The sequence below is a fragment of the Bradyrhizobium aeschynomenes genome, assembly GCF_013178945.1.
GTDB lineage: Bacteria > Pseudomonadota > Alphaproteobacteria > Rhizobiales > Xanthobacteraceae > Bradyrhizobium > Bradyrhizobium aeschynomenes.
In genome coordinates this window covers 376709-397725 of sequence record NZ_JABFDM010000004.1, presented here as the reverse complement: position 1 = coordinate 397725, position 21017 = coordinate 376709, and the positions used below count along the sequence as shown (strand labels likewise).

Genomic DNA, 21017 nt, shown 5'->3' with positions numbered 1-21017 from the left:
GGACAACAAACTCCGGTAGGGGAGAGATTCGCATGGGTATGGAAGGCATTGGCGCAAGCGTCGTCCGCAAGGAGGACAAGCGTTTCATCACCGGCAAGGGCCGTTACGTCGACGACATCAAGATGGTGGGCATGACCTATGCCCATTTCATCCGCAGCCCGCACGCCCACGCCAAGGTCAAGAGCATCGACTCCTCCGCCGCCGAGGCGATGCCCGGCGTGGTCGCGGTGCTGACCGGCAAGCAGATCGTCGACGACAAGGTCGGCAACCTGATCTGCGGCTGGGCCATCACCTCCAAGGACGGCTCGCCGATGAAGATGGGTGCATGGCCGGCGATGGCGCCGGAGACCGTTCGCTTCGTCGGCCAGGCCGTCGCGGTCGTCATCGCCGACAGCAAGAATCTCGCGCGCGACGCGGCCGAGGCCGTCGTCGTCGAATACGAGGAGCTGCCGGCTGTCGCCGACATGCCCTCCGCGCTGAAGCCCGGCGCACCGCAGCTTCACCCCGAGGCACCCGGCAACGTCGTCTATGACTGGCATATCGGCGATGAGGCCGCGGTCGGCGCTGCCTTCTCCAAGGCCGCTCACGTCGTCAGCCTCGAGCTGACCAACAACCGCCTGGCGCCCAACGCGATGGAGCCGCGCGCGGCGATCGCCGACTACGACGCCGCCGAGGAGCATTTCACGCTCTATACGACGTCCCAGAACCCGCACGTCGCCCGCCTCGTGCTGTCGGCGTTCTACAACATCGCGCCCGAGCACAAGCTGCGCGTGATCGCGCCGGACGTCGGCGGCGGCTTCGGCTCCAAGATCTTCATCTATCCGGAAGAGATGGTGGCGCTGTGGGCCTCCAAGAAGGTCGGCCGTCCGGTGAAGTGGACCGGCGACCGCACCGAGGCGTTCCTGACCGACGCCCATGGCCGCGACCACATCTCCAAGGCCGAGATGGCGTTCGACGCCGACCACAAGATGCTCGGTCTGCGGGTCAAGACCCACGCCAATTTCGGCGCCTACATGTCGCTGTTCTCGTCGTCGGTGCCGACCTATCTGTACGCCACGCTGCTGTCTGGCCAGTACAACATCCCGGCGATCTATGCCGAGGTGATGGGCGTCTACACCAACACCACGCCGGTCGACGCCTACAGAGGCGCCGGACGTCCCGAGGCGAGCTATTTGCTGGAGCGGCTGGTCGAGACCGCCGCACGGCAATTCAAGATGGACCCGGCCGAGCTGCGGCGGAAGAACTTCATCACCCAGTTCCCGCACCAGACCCCTGTGATCATGGCCTACGACACCGGCGACTTCAACGCCTCGCTCGACGCGGCGATGAAGGCGATCGACTATGCCGGCTTCCCGGCCCGCAAGGCCGCGGCCAAGGCGCAGGGCAAGCTGCGCGGCATCGGCCTGTCCTGCTACATCGAGGCCTGCGGCATCGCGCCGTCGAAGGCGGTCGGCAGCCTCGGCGCCGGCGTCGGCCTGTGGGAATCGGCTGAGATCCGCGTCAATCCGGTCGGCACGATCGAGGTGCTCACGGGATCGCACAGCCACGGCCAGGGCCACGAGACCACCTTCTGCCAGCTGATCGCGGAACGCCTCGGCGTGCCGATCAGCCAGGTCTCGATCGTCCATGGCGACACCGACAAGGTGCAGTTCGGGATGGGCACCTACGGCTCGCGGTCGGCGGCCGTTGGTCTGACTGCGATCCTGAAGGCGATGGAGAAGGTCGAGGCCAAGGCCAAGAAGATCGCGGCGCATGCGCTCGAGGCGTCCGAGGGCGACATCGTCATCGAGAACGGCGAGTTCAAGGTGACCGGCACCGACAAGTCGATCGCCCTGCCGATGGTCGCGCTCGCCGCCTACACCGCGCACAATCTGCCTGACGGCATGGAGCCCGGATTGAAGGAGAGCGCCTTCTACGATCCGACCAACTTCACCTTCCCGGCCGGCACCTATATCTGCGAGCTCGAGGTCGACGAGGCCACCGGCAAGACGTCGTTCGTCAACTTCGTCGCGGCCGACGATTTCGGCCGGCTGATCAACCCGATGATCGTCGAAGGCCAGGTCCATGGCGGTCTCGTCCAGGGTATCGGCCAAGCCTTGCTCGAGCACGCGATCTACGACAGCAACGGCCAGCCGGTCACGGCGTCCTTCATGGACTACGCGATGCCGCGCGCCGATGACGTGCCGTCGTTCAAGCTCAGCCACACCACGACCCTGTGCCCGGGCAATCCGCTCGGCGTGAAGGGCTGCGGCGAGGCCGGCGCGATCGGTGCGTCCGCCGCCGTGATCAACGCGATCACGGATGCGATCGGCAACAACAAGCTGGAAATGCCGGCGACGCCGGACCGCGTCTGGCACGCGATCCACGGTTGATCATCGCTCCGGGGCGCGCGCAGGCGCGGCCCCGGAATGATCTCGATAAAAAATTCAGGGAGCTTCCCATGTATGAGACGACCTATCATCGCGCCTCCTCGGTCGACGAAGCCGCGGCGCTGTTCTCCAAGGGCAGCGATGCCAAGTTCCTCGCCGGTGGTCACACCCTGATCCCGGTGATGAAGCAGCGCCTCGCCAGCCCGTCCGATGTCATCGACATCGGCAAGATCAAGGACCTGATCGGCGTGCAGCTCTCGGGCGACACGCTCGTCATCAAGGCGGCGACGACCTATTACGACATCATGACCAATGCCGATGTGAAGAAGGCGGTCCCCGCGATCGCTCATCTCACCTCGGTGCTCGGCGATCCCGCGGTGCGCGCCCGTGGCACGATCGGCGGCTCGATCGCCAACAACGACCCGGCGGCGGATTTCCCGGCGGCACTGATCTCGCTCGGCGCCACCGTGAAGACCAACAAGCGGTCGATCGCGGCGGAGGATTTCTTCAAGGGCCTGTTCACCACGGCGCTGGAGGACGGCGAGATCATCACCGAAGTGTCGTTCCCGGTGCCGGAGAAGGCCGGCTACGCCAAGATGCGCCACCCAGCGTCGCGTTTCGCGCTGACCGGCGTGTTCGTCACCAAGACCAAGGGCGGCGATGTGCGCGTAGCCGCCACCGGCGCCTCGCAGAGCGGCGTGATGCGGGTCTCCGCGATCGAGGCGGCGCTGAAGTCCAACTGGTCGGCGTCCGCGCTCGACGGCGTCAGCGTCTCCGCGAGCGGCCTGCTCAGCGACATCCACGGCTCGGCCGACTACCGCGCCAATCTGGTGAAGGTGATGGCGCAGCGTGCGGTGCAAGCCGCAGGCTAGCGTGCGCGACGCGGATCATTCCGCGCAACGGCACGTCAAATTCCACGCGGCGCGCAGCAATGCGCGCCGTTTTGCTTTGCGGCATACGGCGCGCTTGCGTTGCCTCGAGGCACGCGGGACAATTGCGGATCAGGAAACGCAAAGCGACAAGACGCGCGAAGCCAAGGACACAACGACGTGCTCGACAAGACCGCTCCTCACAACCAGACCCGCGCCACCGGCCCGCTCGCAGGCTTCCGCATCGTCGAGTTCGCCGGCATCGGGCCGGGACCGTTCGCCTGCATGCTGCTCGCGGACATGGGCGCGGAAGTGGTGACGCTGGATCGCGTCGGCGCGCGCAAGACCATGAAGTCGGTCGCCGGCCGCGGCCGCAAGGTGATCGAGCTCGATCTCAAGGACAAGGCGGTCATTGCCGAAGTGCTCGAGCTGCTCGCCGGCGCTGACGCGCTGATCGAAGGCTTCCGTCCCGGCGTGATGGAGCGGCTCGGCCTTGGCCCCGATGTCGTGCTCGCGCGCAATCCGAAGCTGGTCTACGGCCGCATGACCGGCTGGGGCCAGGAAGGCCCGCTCGCGCACGCGGCCGGTCACGACATCAACTACATCTCGATCACCGGCGCGCTCGCCGCGATCGGGCCGAAGGAGCGGCCGGTGCCGCCGCTCAACCTGGTCGGCGATTTCGGCGGCGGTGCGCTCTATCTCGTCGTCGGCGTGCTCGCCGCGCTGCTGGAAGCGTCGAAGTCCGGCAAGGGTCAGGTGGTGGACACCGCGATGTGCGACGGCGCCGCGTCGCTGCTCGCGATGTTCTTCGATCTCACCGCAATGGGCCGCTGGACCGAGGGACGCGAGCGCAACTTCCTCGACGGCGGCGCACATTTCTACGGCGTCTATGAATGCGCCTGCGGCAACTTCATCTCGATCGGCTCGATCGAGCCGCAGTTCTACGCGCTGCTGCGCCAGCACGCCGACCTCTCCGATCCGGCCTTCGAGGCGCAGATGGACCCGCGCGCCTGGCCGGCGCTGAAGGAGAAGCTGGTCGCGGTGTTCAAGAGCAAGACGCGCGAGGAGTGGTGCGCGATCATGGAAGGCACCGACATCTGCTTCGCGCCGGTGCTGACGATGTCGGAGGCGCCGAAGCACGCCCACATGGCCGCCCGCGGCGTGTTCGTGGAGCGCCACGGCGTGACGCAGCCCGCCCCAGCGCCGCGGTTCTCGCGGACGCCGTCGACCATCCGCGAGCCGGAGGTCGCGGAGATCGGGGCGCTGGTGAATACCTGGAAGGCGGGGCGGTAGGTTCTCGATCGAACCGCCCTACTCCGCCGCCTCGACCTTCAGGACGCCGCGGCGGATCTGGTCTTCCTCGATCGATTCGAACAGCGCCTTGAAGTTGCCTTCGCCGAAGCCGTCGTCGCCCTTGCGCTGGATGAACTCGAAGAAGATCGGGCCGATTGCGTTTGCGGAGAAGATCTGCAGCAGCACCTTGGTGTGACCGCCCGCAACGACGCCCTCGCCGTCGATCAGGATGCCGTTGCGCTTGAGCCGCGCGACGTCCTCGCCGTGCTTGGGCAGGCGCGCGTCGATGCGCTCGAAATAGGTCTCCGGCGGTGACGGCATGAACGGCAGGCCTGACGCGCGCAGGCCCTCGACGGTGGCGTAGATGTCGCGGGCTCCGCAGGCGATGTGCTGGATGCCCTCGCCGCGGTAGGTCTGCAGATATTCCTCGATCTGCCCGGAATCGCCGGCGTCCTCGTTGATCGGAATCCGGATCTTGCCATCCGGGCTGGTCAGCGCGCGCGAAAACAGGCCGGAGGCGCGGCCCTCGATGTCGAAGAAGCGGATCTGGCGGAAGTTGAACAGCTTCTCATAGAAGCCCGCCCACACGTTCATGCGGCCGCGATGCACATTGTGGGTCAGGTGATCGATGTAATAGAGGCCCGAGCCCGCCGGACGCGGGTCGCGCGCGCCGGTCCACTCGAACTCGAGATCATAGGCCGAACCCTTGGCGCCGTAGCGATCGACCAGGTACAGCAGGCTGCCGCCGATGCCCTTGAGCGCGGGCACGTCGAGCGTCTTCTGGGCCGCCGGCAGATCGGCGGGCTCGGCGCCGAGGGCGATTGCCCGGGCATAGGCCTTCTTCGCATCGACCACGCGGAACGCCATCGACGGCGCACACGGGCCGTGCGCGGCGACGAAATCGTGGCCGTGGCTGCCGGGCTCCTCGTTGACCAGATAGTTGATGTCGCCCTGGCGATACAGCGTGATCGCCTTGGTCTTGTGGCGCGCGACCGGTGCGAAGCCCATCAGCTTGAACAGCGCATGCAGCTCGCCCGCGTCGGGATGGGCATATTCAACGAACTCAAAGCCATCCGTGCCCATCGGGTTGTCGGCGGAGATGGTGGCAGGCGGCGCATCGTGCGGAAACGGACCCATGGGCGGCAGCTCCTTCAGCTTGATCCGGAGATTATCGCCCGGATTTCGCGCATGGAGCGTGCAAACCATTGTCATTTTCGCCTGGATATGCACGATCCGTGCATGCTCGAAGGACATGGCGCATGATTTCGGTCGACAGCTTCGATATCAAGATCCTGGCCGCGCTCCAGGACGACGGCCGGCTGACCAACCAGGAGCTGGCCGATCTCGCCGGGCTGTCCGCCTCGCAATGCTCGCGGCGGCGGATGCGGCTGGAGGAAGACGGCGTCATCGCCGGCTACCGCGCCCAGCTCGCCAGCCAGGCGCTCGGCTTCGAGCTGATCGCCTTCATCCAGATCACGCTGGCGACGCATTCGCCCGACAACGCCGAGAGGTTCCGTGCGCTGGTCAATCGCGTCGACGACATCCAGGACGCCTATGCGCTGACGGGCGACTCCGACTACCTGCTCAAGGTCGTGCTGCGCGACCTCAAGAGTCTATCCGACATCGTCAACAACGTGCTGATGCCGCATCAGAGCGTTGCCCATGTGCGCTCCTCGATCGTGCTCGACCGGCTCAAGGAGAGCGCGAAGCTGCCGCTGGGATCGCTGTCGTCAGGCTGACCGCATGGCGCAAATCGAGGGAACTTCGGCATTCACCTCCGGCATCCCTTCTGGAACAATCGCCGGGTTCAGAGCATTGCGAGACGACCATGGCGCTGCAGCTTCGGCCGAACTGCGAGTATTGCGACAAGGACCTGCCGCCGTCGGCGACCGACGCGCGCATCTGCTCCTATGAGTGCACCTTCTGCGCCGACTGCGTGGAGACGAAGCTGTTCAACGTCTGCCCGAATTGCGGCGGCAGCTTTGCGCCACGGCCGATCCGGCCGGCGCGTGAGTGGCGGCCGGGCGTGTGCACGGTGAAGCAGGTGCCGTCCGACAAGCGCGTGCATCTCAAGTACGCGACCGAAGACGTCGCCGTGTTTGTGGCTGGCGTCAAGGACGTCGCACCGGAGAACCGTTGACCTCTCTCCTCGTCATTCCGGGGCGGCCCGCAGGGCCGAGCCCGGAATCCATAATCACGACTCGACGTGTCGATGGAAAGCATAGCCACGAGCAGCTCGCACGACAGGTCCGCCTGTGAGTATGGATTCCGGGCTCGCGCTGCGCGCGCCCCGGAATGACGGCGGTGGGCGGGGTGGCTATTCGGCCGCGACAACAGTGCCTTCCACTTCGCCGAAGCCGACACGATAGCCCTGGCCTTGGCACCATCCGCGCATGACGAGCGAGTCGCCGTCTTCCAGGAACGTGCGCTTCGCGCCGCCGGCGAGTTCGATCGGCTCGGTGCCGTTCCAGCTGATCTCGAGCAGACTGCCGCGCTGGTGCTTGTCGGGGCCGGAGATGGTGCCGCTGCCGAGAAGATCGCCGACACTCATGGCGCAGCCGCTCGAGGCATGGTGCATCAGCTGCTGCACGCTCGACCAGTACATGTATTTGAAGTTGGTCCGGCAGATGTTCTCGGCGCTGTTGCTGCCCGACGGACGCAGGGCCACATCGAGCCCAAGGTCGTAGTTCTGCGCGGCCTTCTGCTGCAGATAGGGCAGCGGCATCGGATCCTGCGCCGGGCCGGCGACGCGGAACGGCTCCAGCGCCTCCCGCGTGACGACCCACGGGCTGATCGAGGTCGCGAACGCCTTGGCCTGGAACGGGCCGAGCGGGACGTATTCCCATTGCTGGATGTCGCGCGCGCTCCAGTCGTTGAGCAGCACGAAGCCGAAGATCATCGCCTCCGCCTGCGCCTCGCTCAGCATCTCGCCGAGCTGTGAGGACTGGCCGATGACGACGCCCATCTCCAGCTCGAAGTCGAGCCGCTTGCACGGCCCGAAGCTGGGCACCTCGGCGCTCGGCGGCTTGAGCTGGCCGCGCGGCCGGCGCACCTTCGTGCCCGACACGACCACCGTCGAGGCGCGGCCGTTGTAGCCGATCGGCATGTGCAGCCAGTTCGGCTGCAAGGCGTTGTCCTTGCCGCGGAACATCACGCCGACATTGGTGGCGTGCTCCTTGGAGGAATAGAAGTCGGTATAGCCGGCGACATGGAACGGCAGGTGCAGCGTGACGTCTTGGCGCGGCAGCAGCGCCCGGCTGCGCAGCGGCTTGTCGTCGCGCAAGCGCGGATTGTCATCGCGCAGCAGCGCGCTGATCGCCGCGCGGGTCTTCGACCACACGGCAGAACCTAGCGCCATGAAGGCGTTGAGCGAGGGCTGCGCGAACACCTCATAGGCCGGCGACAGATCGAGCAGTCCTTCGTCCTCCAGCACGGCGAGGTCGAGCACGAAGTCGCCGATCGCGACGCCGACGCGGGGCTTCGGTGAGTCCCCTGCGGAGAACACGCCGTAGGGCAGGTTCTGGATCGGAAAGTCGGACGCCGGATCGACCGGAATGAAGGAGCGGAGCGAGGGATCGTTGGGGTGCTTCACGTTGTGTTCCTGAATTCGTGCCACGCCTCCCGCTGTCATTCCGGGGCGGCCCGCAGGGCCGAGCCCGGAATCCATAGCCACAGGACGATGTGTGAGGCGAGTTGGTTGTGGCTCAGCTTTCCATCTACACGACCGATCGTGGTTATGGATTCCGGGCTCGCCGCTGCGCGGCGCCCCGGAATGACGGCGAGAGTTGCATCTACGGACGGTTCGGATCGAAGCGCTTCTCGAGTCCATTCCAGCAATCGGCATAGTCCGGCTGCAATGTCCCGGACTCCGCGGCATGCTTCGTGATCCGTTGCGGAAAGCGGGTCTCGAACATGAAGGCCATCGTGCCCGTCAGCTTGACCGGCTTCAGCTCGCCATTGCTGGCGTGGTCGAACGCCTCGCGATCCGGCCCGTGCGGCAGCATGCAGTTGTGCAGGCTCATGCCGCCGGGCACGAAGCCCTGCGGCTTCGCATCGTAGACGCCGTAGATCAGGCCCATGAACTCCGACATGATGTTCATGTGATACCATGGCGGGCGGAAGGTGTTGTCGGCCACCATCCAGCGCTCCGGGAAGATCACGAAGTCGATGTTGGCGGTGCCCGCCGTCTCCGACGGCGAGGTCAGCACGGTGAAGATCGACGGGTCGGGATGATCGAAGCCGATGGCGCCGACCGGCGAGAAGGTGCGCAAATCGTACTTGTACGGCGCGTAGTTGCCGTGCCAGGCGACGACGTCGATCGGCGAGTGCTTCAGCTCGGTCTTGAACAGCGCGCCGCCCCATTTGACGTAGAGCTCGGTCGGCGTGTCCTTGTCCTCGTAGGACGCCACCGGCGTCAGGAAGTCGCGGGCATTGGCGAGGCAGTTGGCGCCGATCGGGCCGCGCTCCGGCAAGGTGAAAGCGCCGCCATAATTCTCGCAGAGATAGCCGCGTGCCGGCCCCGCCGGAATCTCCACGCGGAACTTGACGCCGCGCGGGATCACGACGATCTCGCCGGGCTCGGCGTCGATGCGGCCGAACTCGGTGACGAACAGCAGGCGGCCGTGCTGCAGCACGAACATCAGCTCGCCATCGGCATCGTAGAAGTGCTGGTCGACCATCGATTTGGTGATGACGTAGACATGCGTTGCCATGCCGGCCTGGGTCGCAGCGTCCCCCGCGGTCGTCATCGTCTGCACGCCCTGCAGGAACGTCACCTCGCCCGAGGGCATCGGTGTCGGATCCCAGCGCAGCTGCTGCACCGTGATCTCCTGCTCATGGCAGGGCGCCGTGCGCCACAGCCCGGCATCGACCTTCGCGAAACGTCCCGAGTGTTTCACCGAGGGACGGATGCGATACAGCCAGGAGCGCTCGTTGGAGCCGCGCGGCGCCGTGAACGGCGAGCCGGACAGCTGCTCGGCATAGAGGCCGTAGGCGCAGCGCTGCGGTGAGTTGCGGCCGATCGGCAGCGCGCCGGGCAGCGCCTCGGTCTCGAACGAATTGCCGAAACCGGACATATAGCCCGGCGTGACCTGGCCCGAGGCGCGGTGAAGCTGGTCAGGCGATGTGTTGATGTTCATCATCCCTCTCCTTGCAGGCGGGCCCACATCTCGCGGTCGCGCTCGGCGGTCCAGATCACGGGATCGTCGATGCCGCTGGCTTCGTCATAGGCGCGCGACACGTTGAACGGCAGGCAGTGCTCGTAGATGGCGAAGCTCGAGAATTTCGGGTCCATGACCTCGCGCGTCGCCGCCATCGATTCCTTGAGGCTGCGCCCCTTGGCGACCGAGATCTCGGCCGCGCCATACAGCGAGGAGACGAAGTCGCGGGTCATCGCGATCGCCTCGCGCACGGTGGACTCGCCCTTCAGCGCGTCGCCGCGGCCGGGCGCGATCGCCTTCGGATTGAAGTCGCGGATCTCGTTCAGGGTCGACGGCCATTCGCGCAAATAGGCGTCGCCGCAATAGCAGGCCGAGTGATATTCGATCAGATCGCCGGAGAACATCACCTCGGCATCCGGCACCCAGGCGACGATGTCGCCCGAGGTGTGGCCGGCGCCAAGCTGGATCAGCTGCACCTCGCGCTTGCCGAGATGGATCGTCATCTCGCCCTCGAAGGTCAGCGTGGGCCAGGTCAGGCCGGGAATGCTCTGCGCGTCCTGGAACAGCCGCGGGAAGCGGCCATATTCCGAATCCCAGTCCTGCTGGCCGCGCTCGACGATCAGCCGGTGCGTCTCCTGCGAAGCGACGATGCCCTGCGCGTGATAGGCCGAGGCGCCGAGCACGCGCACGGCGTGATAATGCGACAGCACGACATATTTGATCGGCTTGTCGGTGACGGTCTTGACACGCTCGATCACCTTGTTGGCCATTGCCGGCGTCGCCTGGGCATCGAACACGATGCAGCCGTCGTCGCCGACGATCACGGCCGAGTTCGGATCGCCCTCCGCCGTGAACGCATAGAGATCCGGGCCGATCTCGGAGAAGGTGACCTTCTTCTCGGCCATATCGGTGGTGGACGCGAAACCCTTCGCCATCAGTTCATTCCTCGTGTCGGCAGCTATTGCTGCTGTTGTTGCTGTTGCTGGCTGGTGTCGATCATGCGCCGCTTGGCGAGCGTGATCGCCTCGCGCAACACGGTGATGTCGCCGATGTGATTGGCGAGGATCAGGACCAGTGCCGCATCGAGATCGGCGCTTTCCTTTTCCGAGAGGCCGCGATGCGCCTCGACGACGGCGCGGAAGGCGTCGTCGGGCTTGGCGAAGTTCGAGGCGGTGGAGAGGGCCATCGTCAGCTTCCTCAATTCCGGCCGGATGCGCGCGCTACGGCGGCCGCGATGTCGGCGCGCTTTGAATGCCTGAAGCGGGCGGCGACGTAACCGTCAGGGCGAAGCAGATAGGAGGTGCCCGGCTCGGCGTCATAGCGTTTGCCGGCAAAGGCCTCTGCATCCGCAAAGCCGTCGCCGCCGATACTGATGACACTGACATCGTCAGGTGCGTCGATCGCCTCGCCATTGGCAAACGACAGCAGGGTGAATCGCCGGCCTTGGGCATTGAACGCGTCAGTGAGATGAAGGTGCCGTCCGTCGGCGGCCTTCAGCGGTGCATCGAGCATCGAGGTGCCCGGACATGGACCGCCCCGCCACGTGTCCGTATCGGCCGTCGACAGCGGGGTCTCATAGATCGACGGCACCGACAGCCGGCCGCCATTGACCATGCGCTTGCCGAACTCGGTCTCCTTGGCGAGCGACAACACCGCCTTGCGCAGCCGCGCCTCCTGCGCGCTGACCGGGGCCATGAAATCGGTGGAGCGCGTCGACTCCCGGATGTTCTCATCGGCCGCGGCGCTGCGCTCGATATGATAGGTCTCGAGCAGACCGGACGGCGATGTGCCGCGCAGCACGCGGTCGAGCTTCCACGACAGGTTCTCGGCGTCCTCCAGCCCGGAATTGGCGCCACGGGCGCCGAACGGCGACACCTGATGCGCCGAATCGCCGGCGAAGATCACACGGCCATGGATGAAGCGCTCCATGCGCCGGCACTGGAACTTGTAGAGCGAGATCCATTCGAACTCGAACTCGTCGTGGCCGAGCATGCGTGCGATGCGCGGGCGCACATTTTCCGGCTTCCGCTCGACCTGGGGATCGCAGTCCGGCGTCAGCTGCAGATCGATGCGCCAGACGTCGTCAGGCTGGCGATGCAGCAGCGCCGAACGTCCGGCATGGAATGGCGGATCGAACCAGAACCAGCGCTCGGTCGGAAACTTTGCCGTCATCTTGACGTCGGCGATCAGGAACTGATCCTCGAACACCTTGCCGGAAAAGCCGGCGCCGACCATCTGCCGCAGCGACGAGCGCGCGCCGTCGCAGGCAATCACATATTGCGCGGAAAGAAGATAGGGACCATCAGGCGTCTCAATGGTCAGAACGGCCCGGTCATTGCGCTGTTCAAGCGCAATCACCTTGTTGCGCCAGCGCAGCGATATGTCGGGCAATTGGGTGACGCGATCGACCAGATAGGCCTCCGCGTAGAACTGCTGCAGGTTGATGAAGGCCGGTCGCTTGTGCCCCGGCTCGGGCAGCAGATTGAACTGATACAGCTCGGACGGCCCGTGGAAGATGCGGCCGACATTCCACACCACGCCCTTGTCGACCATGCGGTCGCCGACGCCGAGCCTGTCCCAGTAATCCAGCGAGCGCTTGGAGAAGCAGATTGCCCGCGAGCCCTCGCCGATCCGGTCGGCGTCATCGAGCACCACGACCGCATGGCCGCGCTGCGCGAGATCGATGGCAAACGACAGGCCCACGGGACCGGCGCCCACGACGACGACCGGATGCTCGGCCGGCGCGATCCGGTCCTGGTCTCCGTGCCGATGATAGCCGAACTGAACCTTCGCCTGGCTCGCGCCCTGCCCCGGATTGGCCTGCACCATGGCTTGCTCGCCTTGTGGTTTTCTTGAATTGTCGAAGCGACCGACATTTCCTCGGGTCAGACTTCCAGCCGACTTGCCAGATAGTCTCACCTGCAACTATTCTAAAGCTGACGGCCTCGGCCGCGTCAACTCAAAAATCGGAGCGCGATCGTGGCCGATCCACCAGCAGCGACGTCCCGGCGGCAGGCAAAGGCCGTCGAGGGTCGAAATGCCGCAGCGCCGCATGACGACGAGCGGCTCGACCTGTTCAAGTTTGCGCCGTTCCGGCTGAATCGCCTCGCCGCCGAGGTCAGCGCAGCGCTCGCCAGCGAATACCGCGAGCGTCACGGGCTCGACATTCCGGAATGGCGCGTGCTGGCGACGCTGGGCTTCCGCCGCGAGGCGTGCAGCGCGCAATATGTCGCAGCGTGCACGCGCACGCACAAGTCGACGATCAGCCGCGCCGTGACGTCTCTGCTGGAGCGGCGACTGATCGAGCGGGTCGAGAACGCCGACGACCGCCGCGAATTCCGGCTGCGCCTCACGCGAAAGGGCAAGACGCTCTATGAGGAGCTTATCCCCCGCCTGCAGCAGCGCGAGCGCGAGATCATGGCCTGTTTGTCCGCCGACGAGCGCAAGACCTTCGACCGGCTGATCGGCAAGATCGAGGCGAGCCTCGATCTGATCCAGACCAGCGAGGAAGCCGACGCCAAGCAGGCCTATTAGTTGCGAAGGTGCTGGGCGGGCAAAGCGCCGCCACAGGCGGGCGCGTGCCCGCCGTTCTTCGTCGAGTCGACAAAGGACATAGTGCAGTCGCCCTTGCCTATCCTACGGATCAGGTCGCAGACGAACGCCGCCGCTCTTCCGGAACGTCGAGCCCTTCACTGCCCTCGCCGCGCCAGCGCAGGATCTCCATCGCCAGCACAGGATGGTTGAAGCCCTTCAGATGCAGGTCGTCGATCGGCCGGGCATCGACCGACGCCTCGACCACGCCATACACCCGGCGTGACACGATCACCTGCCCTGCCTTGGCCTCGTCGCACAGCCGCGAGGCGAGATTGGTGACGCTGCCGATCGCGGCGTATTCCAGCCGGTGCTCGAAGCCGACCTGGCCGAGCGTGGCATAGCCGAGCGCGATGCCGACGCCGAATCCCAGGCTGTGGCCGCGATTCTTCCAGCGCTCCGTCAAATGGCCGATCTCGTCACGCATCTCCAGCGCCATCTTCACGGCGCGGGTGGTGTGATCGTCGAACGGGATCGGTGCATTGAACAGGATCATCACGCCGTCGCCGGCGTAGCGGTCTAGCGTGCCCTCATATTTGAAGATCAGCTTGCCCAGCGCGGCGTGATATTCGCGCAGCACGTTCATCGCCTCTTCGGGTTCGGTCGTCTCGGTAAACGACGTGAAACCGCGCAAATCGCAGAACACGACGGTGACCTCGCGGCGGTGGCTCTCCAGCAGCGCATCGTGCCCGTCCGACGACGCGATGATCTGCGCCACTTGCGGAGCAAGGAAGCGCTCGAGCCGGCGGATGCGCTCGATCTCGCCGAGCTGCTTCTCGACGCGATCCTCCAGCGATCTGTTCCATTCGCGCAGCTGCTCGGTCTGCTCGGTGAGCTTGGCCGCCTGCTGCTGCACGGTGTCATGCGCCAGCGCCAGCTCGCGGCCCTTCTGATCGACCTCGGTGAACAGCCGCGCATTGCGCATCGCCAGCACCGCCTGGTGGGCAAAGGTGCGCATCAGACCGATCAGGCTCGCCGGAAACGCGCCTGCCGCGCGCCGGAGCACCACGAGTGCGCCGAGCACGCCCTGCTGATCGACCAGGGGCGTGAACAGCACGGCGTGGAAGCCGGCCGCCACGGCGACGTCGCGCAGCGGGTGATCCGGCGCGGCAGCGAGCTCGGCGATCGCGATCGGCTCGCCGCTGCGAACGGAATCGGCCAGCAGGCTCGTTTCCTCGTCGAGCATGTTGTATGCGGCGTCCGGCGCGCGCTCCACACCCTTGGCTTCGACCAGCCTGAAGCGGCGGATCGGAGCCTCGTAGGAATAGATCAGGACGGCGTCCGCGTGGGTGATCTCGAGCGCCCGCGCCGCCACCGTCGGCAGCACGGCATTGAGATCGAGCGAGGACGAGACCGCGCGTCCGACCTCCTCCAGCACCTTCAGCTCGTTGATCGACTGCGCGAGATCGCGCGTGCGCTCCTCGACCTTCGCCTCCAGCACGGCATAGGATTGCGCGAGCTGGCCGGCCATGCTGTTGAACTGATCGGCCAGCTCCTCCAGCTCGTCATGCGTCTTGACCTCGATGCGCTGGGCGAAGTCACCGGCGCCAAGCTTGCGCGCGCCGGCGCGCAACGCGGTGATCGGAACGAGCATGCGGCGCGCCAGCAGCGAGCCGGCGAGAATCGCAACCGCGAGACCGAGCGCGATCAGGAGCGCGCCGCGCAACAGCTGATCGCGGATCGGGGCAAGCGCATGCGCGGTCGACTGCTCGAAGAAGACGACCCAGCCGAGCTTGGGCAGCGTCGCGACCGCCGACAGCACGGCGTGCCCCTCGCTATCGGTGCCGGCGGCCAGCGCCTGGCCATCGGGCGCGAGCATCGCCGCGACCTGCGGCAGCTTGGCGAGGTCCTGGCCGACGGCTGGCCCCTTCGCCGAGCTCGCCAGCACCTGGCCCTTGGGGTCGACGACATAGGCGATCCCGACCTTGCCGACCTGCGCCTCGGTCATGAAGTCGTCGAGAAAGTCGAGATCGATGTCGGCCACGGTCACGCCCGCATTGAAGCCGGAATGCGCGACCGAGATCGACATCGTCGGCTGCGCGCCCTTGAAGGTCACGGTCGAGAAGTGGCTGCCATGAGTGACGGTGTCGGTGAAGCGCAGATCGCGCGACAGATCATTGCCCGAGGAGAACGAGATCGAGGTGCGCGAGACCCGGAGCTGCTCGCGGCCCTGGCCGTCGAGCTGATAGAGCTGCCGCACCGCCGGCGCCTGGCTCAGCAGCTGCACGTAATCGGCGCGGCGCAGCTCGAGCGTATTGGCGCTGGCCCGCGTCACCCAGCTGATCTGGCGCTGCAGATCCGAAACCGCCTGGTCGATGCGCCGGGCGCTCACATCGGCCTTCTCGGCCATCGCGGCGGTCAGGCTCGCCTTGGTCGACTGGTAGCTGATCCAGGTTTCGGTCGCGCCGTTCACGGCCAGCACGAACACGACGAGCCCGACCAGCGACACGACATATTTGGCGAACAGGCCCTGCCGCAGCGACCAGCCTCTGTTCTCGACCCCGTTCATCCGGACCCCTCGCGCGCGGCATGGCCGAGGTTGAAACCCCGGATCGGCGCGTCCGCTGCCCATCATCGCGACAGCGACACATCAAAGACGGGACCGCCCGTGGGCCGAGCTGGTCCGTCGCCGGGATGCGTTTAGCACAGAATGAGAGGCAGGACGGCTTCCGATGCAGCCCCTATGGTATCCATGTTCATCGCCGTCGCGTCCTCCATGCAGAGGAGCGGACCGCTCGCCGCGCGATGGTTTAATCTTACCTATTGAAGATGCGCTTCAAGACGTCGTTCATCGGCTGGCTGTCCTGCGCGCCATCCAGTGTATCGGGCGGGCTTCCGGCGGCCGCGGCACCCGAACCGGGTTCGGTCGGCGGCGGGCTGACGGGCGCCTGCAATAGCGGAGCTGCGCCTTCGGTCGGATTGAGCGTCCGGCCGCGGCTTCTCACCGGCGGCTGAGTGCCCTGCTGTAATCCCTGCTGGATCAGATTGCCGATGGCGGCGCCAAGCTCGCCTCCGAGCAGACCGGACTGCCCATTTGCCGGCGCCTGCGCGTTCGGGGTCGAGGGCGCGGCATTGGGGACCGTGCCGCCGGACGTGGAGTTGCCGATCAGGCCGCCGATGCCGTTGATCAGATTGTCGAGCCCGGCGCCGTCCTTGCCGAACAGCCCCTGCCCCATCTGCTTCAGCTTGGCATAGGCGGCGTCGGGATTGTCGAGGATGCCGGCCATGTCGGGATAGAAGCGCGGCTGGCTCCAGGGGCCGTCGATGACCACGGGAATGCCGAGACCGACCGGATCCGAGGCGCGGCCCTGCCCTTCCGTCGTCATCACGAGCTTCGGCTCGACGCGCATCGCCAGCGCGCGATTTCCGAGATCGATCGTGCCTGCGCCGGTGACCTTCACCAGCGGTCCGACCAGGTTGAGATCCCCCGTCGCCGCCTGGCCACGCTCGATCTGGAAGGAGGCCGAAAGCTGCGTGAGATCGGTGGTGAGCTCCTTGGCATCCTGCCAGCCCGACAGCGGATTGGTCGTCAACGAGCGGATCATCTGCGCGACGTTGATGCCGCGGATCGCGCCGTCCTGGAACAGCAGGAACGTCGAGCCGCTCAGATTGCTCATGATTGCCTGCTGGCTGGCGCCGTTCGAGCGCAGCGCCAGCTTGCCCTGCATCCGCGCGTCGAGCTTGTCGAAATCAGCGACGTTTTGCAGCAGCGGGAGGGCCCTGACGCCGACGAGATCGCAATGCATCGCGTAGGCCGGATTGCCCGTGGATGCGTCGATCACGACCTCGCCGCTGGCCTGGCCGGTGTAGAGGCCGAGATTGGTGACGGTTGCCTTCAGCACCCCGCCGGCCAGCGACGCTTCCGCGTCCAACGGCCCGAGCCGCGCGCCGGCGATGCCGATGTCCGTCGCGGACAGCTTCACGCGGGCATCGACGTAGTTCAGCCCGCGCAGGTCGATCGCGGCGGTGCTCCACCCAGCCGTGCCGCGAGATGCTGCCGGGCCTGCGATGTCGAGGCGGCGCACGTCGAGGTCGACCTTCACCAGTGGCTTGCTGGCGAGATCGACCGAGGCCCAGCCGTTGAAATCACCGTCGCCGAGCGCGCCGCTGAGGCCGTTGATCATGACCAATGAACCATTCAGGCGGACATCGGCACGGCCGGCGAGAACACCGCGGAAAGCGCTCTCTATTCCGATCTTGAACTCGACCGGCAAGGTCTGCCGATCGATCGGCATGGAAGGCGCCGCCGACGTGACCTCGAACGTCACCGGACGGTCGCCGGCACGCGCCGCACCCGCAATCCTGATCTTGCCGTCATCGCTCAGCGAGGCGGTGGCACCAATGCCCTCGATACGGTTCTCGACACGATCCCGGGCGTTGGAGAGGATGACGGCACCGTCCTTGACCGTAACGCGTTCGACCTGGACCGAAGGTGCGGCGTCCGGCTTCGCCGCCGTACGGTTCCGCGGCGCGTTGTCGCGCAACCGTTCGCGCAGCAACGGCAGGTACAGCGTGGGCTTGTCGATGACGACCTCGCCAATATCGGCCCGGCCGGACCACAGGCTCGACAACGCCATGTCGGCCTGCAGCTTGCCGATCGTCAGCCGATTGTTGCCGTCCCGCTCCTTGGGATCCTGCAGGGTGACGTCGGTCAGCGTGGCATGCAACGATGGCCACAGGCTGACGCGGGCGGAGCCGGCAATGCTCAAGCGGTAGCCGGTGTCGCGTTCGACGCGGTCCTGGATGGCGACCGTGAGGAAGCTCGCCGGAAGTCCAAAGGCAAGCGCCAGGGCGAGCACGACGATGACGACGCCAACCAAACCGCCTGCGATTTTGAATGCTTTCATGTCGATGTCCCAAGCGCGACGCGCGAGCGGTCTCCACCGGTTAGCATGCGGCAACGCCGACCGGGTTCAATTCGAATTTTTCTCAGAACGAGAACCGCCCCGTGAGCGACCAAACTAGGCGCAAGCCCCTGCGCCCTTATGTGACTTATGACACACTTCCGCCCGGGCGGATTCTGTAACTGAGGCGATAAACCCAATGCCGAAGGTATAGTGATGAGCAAGCAGGCCGAATTTGCGGTCATTCTCAAGATGAATCCGATGTTCGCAGACCTTGGTGCCGACGAGCTGCAGCGGATCTCGAACCTCTGTCATACCCAGCATCTCTCCTCCGGCGAGGTCTTGTTCCAGAAGGGCGATCCAGGCAATGCCCTGTTCGGGGTGCGGCGCGGCCAGATCCGGATCGAGACCGGCGCCACCGACGGCAGCCGGCTGACCCTCAACTTCATGGGGGCCGGCGATCTGTTCGGCGAGGTCGCGGTTCTCGACGGCCAGGAGCGCACGGCCGACGCCACGGCCGGCGAAGCGACCGAATTGTTCGTGCTCCGGCGCGAGGATTTCCTCAGCTTCCTGGAGCGCGAGCCGAAGGTGGCGATCAGGATCATTCAGCTGCTGTGCCAGCGCATCCGCTGGCAGAGCGAGCGCATGGAGGAGTCCGTCCTGCAGCCGCTGCCGGTGCGGCTGGCGCGCCGGCTTTGCGCCCTGGCGGAGGATTTCGGCTCGGAGGTTCATATCTCCCAGGAGCAACTCGGTGTCTTCGTCGGCGCGGCGCGCGAGAGCGTCAACCGTCAGCTGCAGGCCTGGCGCAAGGACAACATCCTGGACCTGCAACGCGGCCGCATCCTGCTGCACGATCTGACCAAGCTCAACACGATCGCCCGCAACGAATGAGGGTGGAGCACATCGCTCCATCCACGAAGCCCACCGTGATCAGCCACGTGAGGATCAGCCGGATCATGATCGGCTGATCCTCTTCGCATCCGACGCGTCGCAGACATCGGGGGGAACGCACCAATTCTGTCCGTTCCAGGCCGGGCCGATGGCGGGAACCGTCCGCCGTGCATCGTTTCGTATCGCCCCTGGCCAAACATGATCGCAATTGGGCCACCGCACCTCACAATTTGCGACATGAACCCTTTTTAACAATTTTGACGGGGGTCGATCCGCTGGCGGAGAGCTCCATTGAGCTGCGCGCATCAGCGCGTCGGCAAGCGTTGTTGCGTCGGACCAGGTGAGTTGGAAGTGCGGTCATGAGTCTTGCGTTGCCGGCGATTGCGATCGAGGCGAACGGTTCGGTTGCCCGCTGGCGCAGAGCGCTCAATCTCTGGATCGACGCCGTCGAGGATGGCTGGGCGGTGCCCGCACTGATCGTGGGATTCGTCGCGGCCTGGATGATCTATTTCTCCATCGCCTATGTCGGCGGCGATCTCCACCAGGACGTGATCGAGACCTGGTCGCTCGGGCGCAGCTTCGCGTGGGGCTCGACCAAGCATCCGCCGCTGATGGGTTGGGCCGCGCGGGCCTGGACGCTGGTGTTTCCGCTGACGAACTGGTCCTTCAACCTGCTGGCGCTGACGAACGCGGCGCTCGGATTGTGGGCCGTCGATCTGATTACCCGGCGCTTCGCGCGTGGCGACAAGCGCCTCGTCGTGCTGCTGCTGCTGATGCTGCTGCCGATCTATCAATTCCATGCGCAGCGCTTCAACGCCAATGCCGTGCTGCTGTCGAGCTGGCCGTTGGCGACCTTGTGCTTCCTGCGGTCGTTCGAGACGCGGGCGGCAGGCTGGGCCATCGCGGCCGGGCTGGCCGCCGCGCTCGCCATGCTCGGCAAATACTACTCGATCTTCCTGATCGCCGGCTTTGTCGTGGCCGCGCTATGCCACCAAGACCGGCGGTCCTATTTCAGCTCGGCGGCGCCCTGGGTCGCCGCGTTTTCCGGCCTCGCCGCGCTGGCGCCGCATCTGGTCTGGCTTGCCGCCACCGGTGCGCAGCCGTTCTCGCATGCGATCGCGCATCATGTCGGCAAGACCAGCGCCGCCGCGCTGCTCGAGGGCAGCGGCTTCCTACTGGCCATGGCGGGCATCGCCGGCATCCCCGGCCTGATCTGGCTCGCGATGACACGGCCTCGCTTGGGCCGGGTGCTGAACGATGCGCTCAGCCTCGGCTCCGGGCTCCGGCTGCTGGCGATGATCGGGCTCGGCAGCGTGGTCTTCCCCGCCCTGATCTCGGTGATCTTCCGCACCGACATGCCGCCGCTGTGGGGCCTGCAAGGCGTCTTCCTGCTCGTGATCGTCATCGTCTGCGGCGCCAGCTATCAGGCTCCCCGCGATCTGACGGCCAACCTTGCCGCAATCGCCATCGGCATCGCCGCCATCGCCGCCACCGTCGTTGCGCCGCTGCACGCGCTGTATCGGAACTACGTTCCGCTGAGCGAGGGCCGCAACTTCTATGTGCCCGCGGTCGCCGAGCTCGATCGCCTCTGGCGGACCGCGGCGAGCACCGGGCTGCCCGCGGTGGGGGGCGATGACGGGCTGGCCTTCGCCGCGGCCTTCTACGGCACTGATCATCCTCGCTATGAGTTGAGCCTCGTGCATCCGCATGAGCTGCAGCTCCCGGGCGAAGCGCTGACCGCACGGGGCTGGGCCGCGCTGTGCTACGACACCGACATCTCCTGCATCTCCGGAATGAGCGCAGTGGCGGCGCGAGCCAAGCATTCGGTGCAGGCCGGCTTCACGCTCCGCACCAACCTGTTCGGCTGGCAGGGCGCGAGCCAGGGCTTCGTCGCACTGATCGTGCCGCCGGCGACAGCGCCGTCGACGGCGCCTCCGCAAGGTCCCCACGATCTCAGCGCGCGCCGGCGCCTGCCGCGGACGGCGAACTGACTCCGGCTCC

Annotated in this window: 16 protein-coding genes; 8 read left to right on the top strand and 8 right to left on the bottom strand. The window is 66.1% G+C overall.

What is annotated here, in order from left to right; all coding sequences use genetic code 11:
- Positions 1–32 precede the first annotated feature (32 nt).
- The 3 genes from HL666_RS14690 to HL666_RS14680 all read left to right on the top strand — a co-directional run bounded on the left by HL666_RS14690 (position 33) and on the right by HL666_RS14680 (position 4531).
- The gene (locus tag HL666_RS14690) at positions 33–2372 is read left to right on the top strand and encodes a xanthine dehydrogenase family protein molybdopterin-binding subunit (protein ID WP_172110428.1); all 2340 of its coding nucleotides are present in this window, start codon (positions 33–35) and stop codon (positions 2370–2372) included.
- Between the two features lie 68 nt (positions 2373–2440).
- The gene (locus HL666_RS14685; protein WP_172182112.1) at positions 2441–3241 is read left to right on the top strand and encodes an FAD binding domain-containing protein; all 801 of its coding nucleotides are present in this window, start codon (positions 2441–2443) and stop codon (positions 3239–3241) included.
- Between the two features lie 177 nt (positions 3242–3418).
- Positions 3419–4531 carry a CaiB/BaiF CoA transferase family protein gene (locus HL666_RS14680; protein WP_172182110.1) on the top strand — a complete coding sequence of 371 codons (1113 nt, stop codon included), beginning with the start codon at positions 3419–3421 and terminating at the stop codon, positions 4529–4531.
- Positions 4532–4549: 18 nt separating this feature from the next.
- On the opposite strand, the gene hppD is transcribed toward HL666_RS14680, so the two are convergent.
- On the bottom strand, positions 4550–5668 hold the full coding sequence (hppD, locus tag HL666_RS14675) for a 4-hydroxyphenylpyruvate dioxygenase (protein WP_172182108.1): 1119 nt from the start codon (positions 5666–5668) through the stop codon (positions 4550–4552).
- Between the two features lie 122 nt (positions 5669–5790).
- On the opposite strand from hppD, the gene HL666_RS14670 reads away from it, so the two are divergent.
- Both HL666_RS14670 and HL666_RS14665 read left to right on the top strand, forming a co-directional pair.
- The gene (locus HL666_RS14670; protein ID WP_172110432.1) at positions 5791–6270 is read left to right on the top strand and encodes an Lrp/AsnC family transcriptional regulator; all 480 of its coding nucleotides are present in this window, start codon (positions 5791–5793) and stop codon (positions 6268–6270) included.
- Between the two features lie 89 nt (positions 6271–6359).
- A complete protein-coding gene (locus HL666_RS14665; protein ID WP_172182106.1) occupies positions 6360–6671 on the top strand; it encodes a DUF1272 domain-containing protein in 312 nt (103 codons plus the stop codon).
- 177 nt (positions 6672–6848) lie between these two features.
- Here the strand turns inward: HL666_RS14665 and fahA are convergent, their stop codons facing one another.
- The 5 genes from fahA to HL666_RS14640 all read right to left on the bottom strand — a co-directional run bounded on the left by fahA (position 6849) and on the right by HL666_RS14640 (position 12519).
- Positions 6849–8123 (bottom strand): fumarylacetoacetase, encoded by a 1275-nt coding sequence (gene fahA / locus HL666_RS14660; RefSeq protein ID WP_172182104.1) that lies wholly within the window; start codon positions 8121–8123, stop codon positions 6849–6851.
- 199 nt (positions 8124–8322) lie between these two features.
- Positions 8323–9669: a homogentisate 1,2-dioxygenase gene (hmgA, locus tag HL666_RS14655; RefSeq protein ID WP_172110435.1), complete on the bottom strand. Its 1347-nt coding sequence runs from the start codon at positions 9667–9669 to the stop codon at positions 8323–8325.
- On the bottom strand, positions 9669–10625 hold the full coding sequence (locus HL666_RS14650) for an MBL fold metallo-hydrolase (protein WP_172110436.1): 957 nt from the start codon (positions 10623–10625) through the stop codon (positions 9669–9671). The genes hmgA and HL666_RS14650 overlap by 1 nt, the downstream gene beginning before the upstream one ends.
- Positions 10626–10648: 23 nt before the next feature.
- Positions 10649–10876 carry a DUF2783 domain-containing protein gene (locus HL666_RS14645; RefSeq protein WP_172182102.1) on the bottom strand — a complete coding sequence of 76 codons (228 nt, stop codon included), beginning with the start codon at positions 10874–10876 and terminating at the stop codon, positions 10649–10651.
- 11 nt (positions 10877–10887) lie between these two features.
- A complete protein-coding gene (locus HL666_RS14640) occupies positions 10888–12519 on the bottom strand; it encodes an FAD-dependent oxidoreductase (RefSeq protein ID WP_172182100.1) in 1632 nt (543 codons plus the stop codon).
- A 150-nt stretch (positions 12520–12669) separates the two neighbouring features.
- Between HL666_RS14640 and HL666_RS14635 the strand changes: the two genes are divergently transcribed.
- Positions 12670–13224 carry a MarR family winged helix-turn-helix transcriptional regulator gene (locus tag HL666_RS14635; protein ID WP_172110439.1) on the top strand — a complete coding sequence of 185 codons (555 nt, stop codon included), beginning with the start codon at positions 12670–12672 and terminating at the stop codon, positions 13222–13224.
- Positions 13225–13333: 109 nt separating this feature from the next.
- On the opposite strand, the gene HL666_RS14630 is transcribed toward HL666_RS14635, so the two are convergent.
- Positions 13334–15790: an adenylate/guanylate cyclase domain-containing protein gene (locus tag HL666_RS14630; protein WP_172182098.1), complete on the bottom strand. Its 2457-nt coding sequence runs from the start codon at positions 15788–15790 to the stop codon at positions 13334–13336.
- A 247-nt stretch (positions 15791–16037) separates the two neighbouring features.
- The gene (locus HL666_RS14625) at positions 16038–18128 is read right to left on the bottom strand and encodes an AsmA family protein (RefSeq protein ID WP_172182096.1); all 2091 of its coding nucleotides are present in this window, start codon (positions 18126–18128) and stop codon (positions 16038–16040) included.
- A 213-nt stretch (positions 18129–18341) separates the two neighbouring features.
- Between HL666_RS14625 and HL666_RS14620 the strand changes: the two genes are divergently transcribed.
- Positions 18342–19016 carry a Crp/Fnr family transcriptional regulator gene (locus HL666_RS14620; RefSeq protein WP_172110442.1) on the top strand — a complete coding sequence of 225 codons (675 nt, stop codon included), beginning with the start codon at positions 18342–18344 and terminating at the stop codon, positions 19014–19016.
- Between the two features lie 359 nt (positions 19017–19375).
- Entirely contained in the window at positions 19376–21007 is a 1632-nt protein-coding gene (locus HL666_RS14615; RefSeq protein ID WP_172182095.1) for a glycosyltransferase family 39 protein, read from the top strand.
- The last annotated feature ends 10 nt before the right edge of the window (positions 21008–21017 follow it).

Bases quoted from the DNA above. Each gene is read 5' to 3' on its own strand.
- HL666_RS14690 (WP_172110428.1), top strand. From the start codon at position 33: ATGGGTATGGAAGGCATTGGCGCAAGCGTCGTCCGCAAGGAGGACAAG.
- HL666_RS14685 (WP_172182112.1), top strand. From the start codon at position 2,441: ATGTATGAGACGACCTATCATCGCGCCTCCTCGGTCGACGAAGCCGCG.
- hppD (WP_172182108.1), bottom strand. From the start codon at position 5,668: ATGGGTCCGTTTCCGCACGATGCGCCGCCTGCCACCATCTCCGCCGAC.
- HL666_RS14670 (WP_172110432.1), top strand. From the start codon at position 5,791: ATGATTTCGGTCGACAGCTTCGATATCAAGATCCTGGCCGCGCTCCAG.
- HL666_RS14665 (WP_172182106.1), top strand. From the start codon at position 6,360: ATGGCGCTGCAGCTTCGGCCGAACTGCGAGTATTGCGACAAGGACCTG.
- hmgA (WP_172110435.1), bottom strand. From the start codon at position 9,669: ATGAACATCAACACATCGCCTGACCAGCTTCACCGCGCCTCGGGCCAG.
- HL666_RS14650 (WP_172110436.1), bottom strand. From the start codon at position 10,625: ATGGCGAAGGGTTTCGCGTCCACCACCGATATGGCCGAGAAGAAGGTC.
- HL666_RS14645 (WP_172182102.1), bottom strand. From the start codon at position 10,876: ATGGCCCTCTCCACCGCCTCGAACTTCGCCAAGCCCGACGACGCCTTC.
- HL666_RS14640 (WP_172182100.1), bottom strand. From the start codon at position 12,519: ATGGTGCAGGCCAATCCGGGGCAGGGCGCGAGCCAGGCGAAGGTTCAG.
- HL666_RS14630 (WP_172182098.1), bottom strand. From the start codon at position 15,790: ATGAACGGGGTCGAGAACAGAGGCTGGTCGCTGCGGCAGGGCCTGTTC.
- HL666_RS14625 (WP_172182096.1), bottom strand. From the start codon at position 18,128: ATGAAAGCATTCAAAATCGCAGGCGGTTTGGTTGGCGTCGTCATCGTC.
- HL666_RS14620 (WP_172110442.1), top strand. From the start codon at position 18,342: ATGAGCAAGCAGGCCGAATTTGCGGTCATTCTCAAGATGAATCCGATG.
- HL666_RS14615 (WP_172182095.1), top strand. From the start codon at position 19,376: ATGAGTCTTGCGTTGCCGGCGATTGCGATCGAGGCGAACGGTTCGGTT.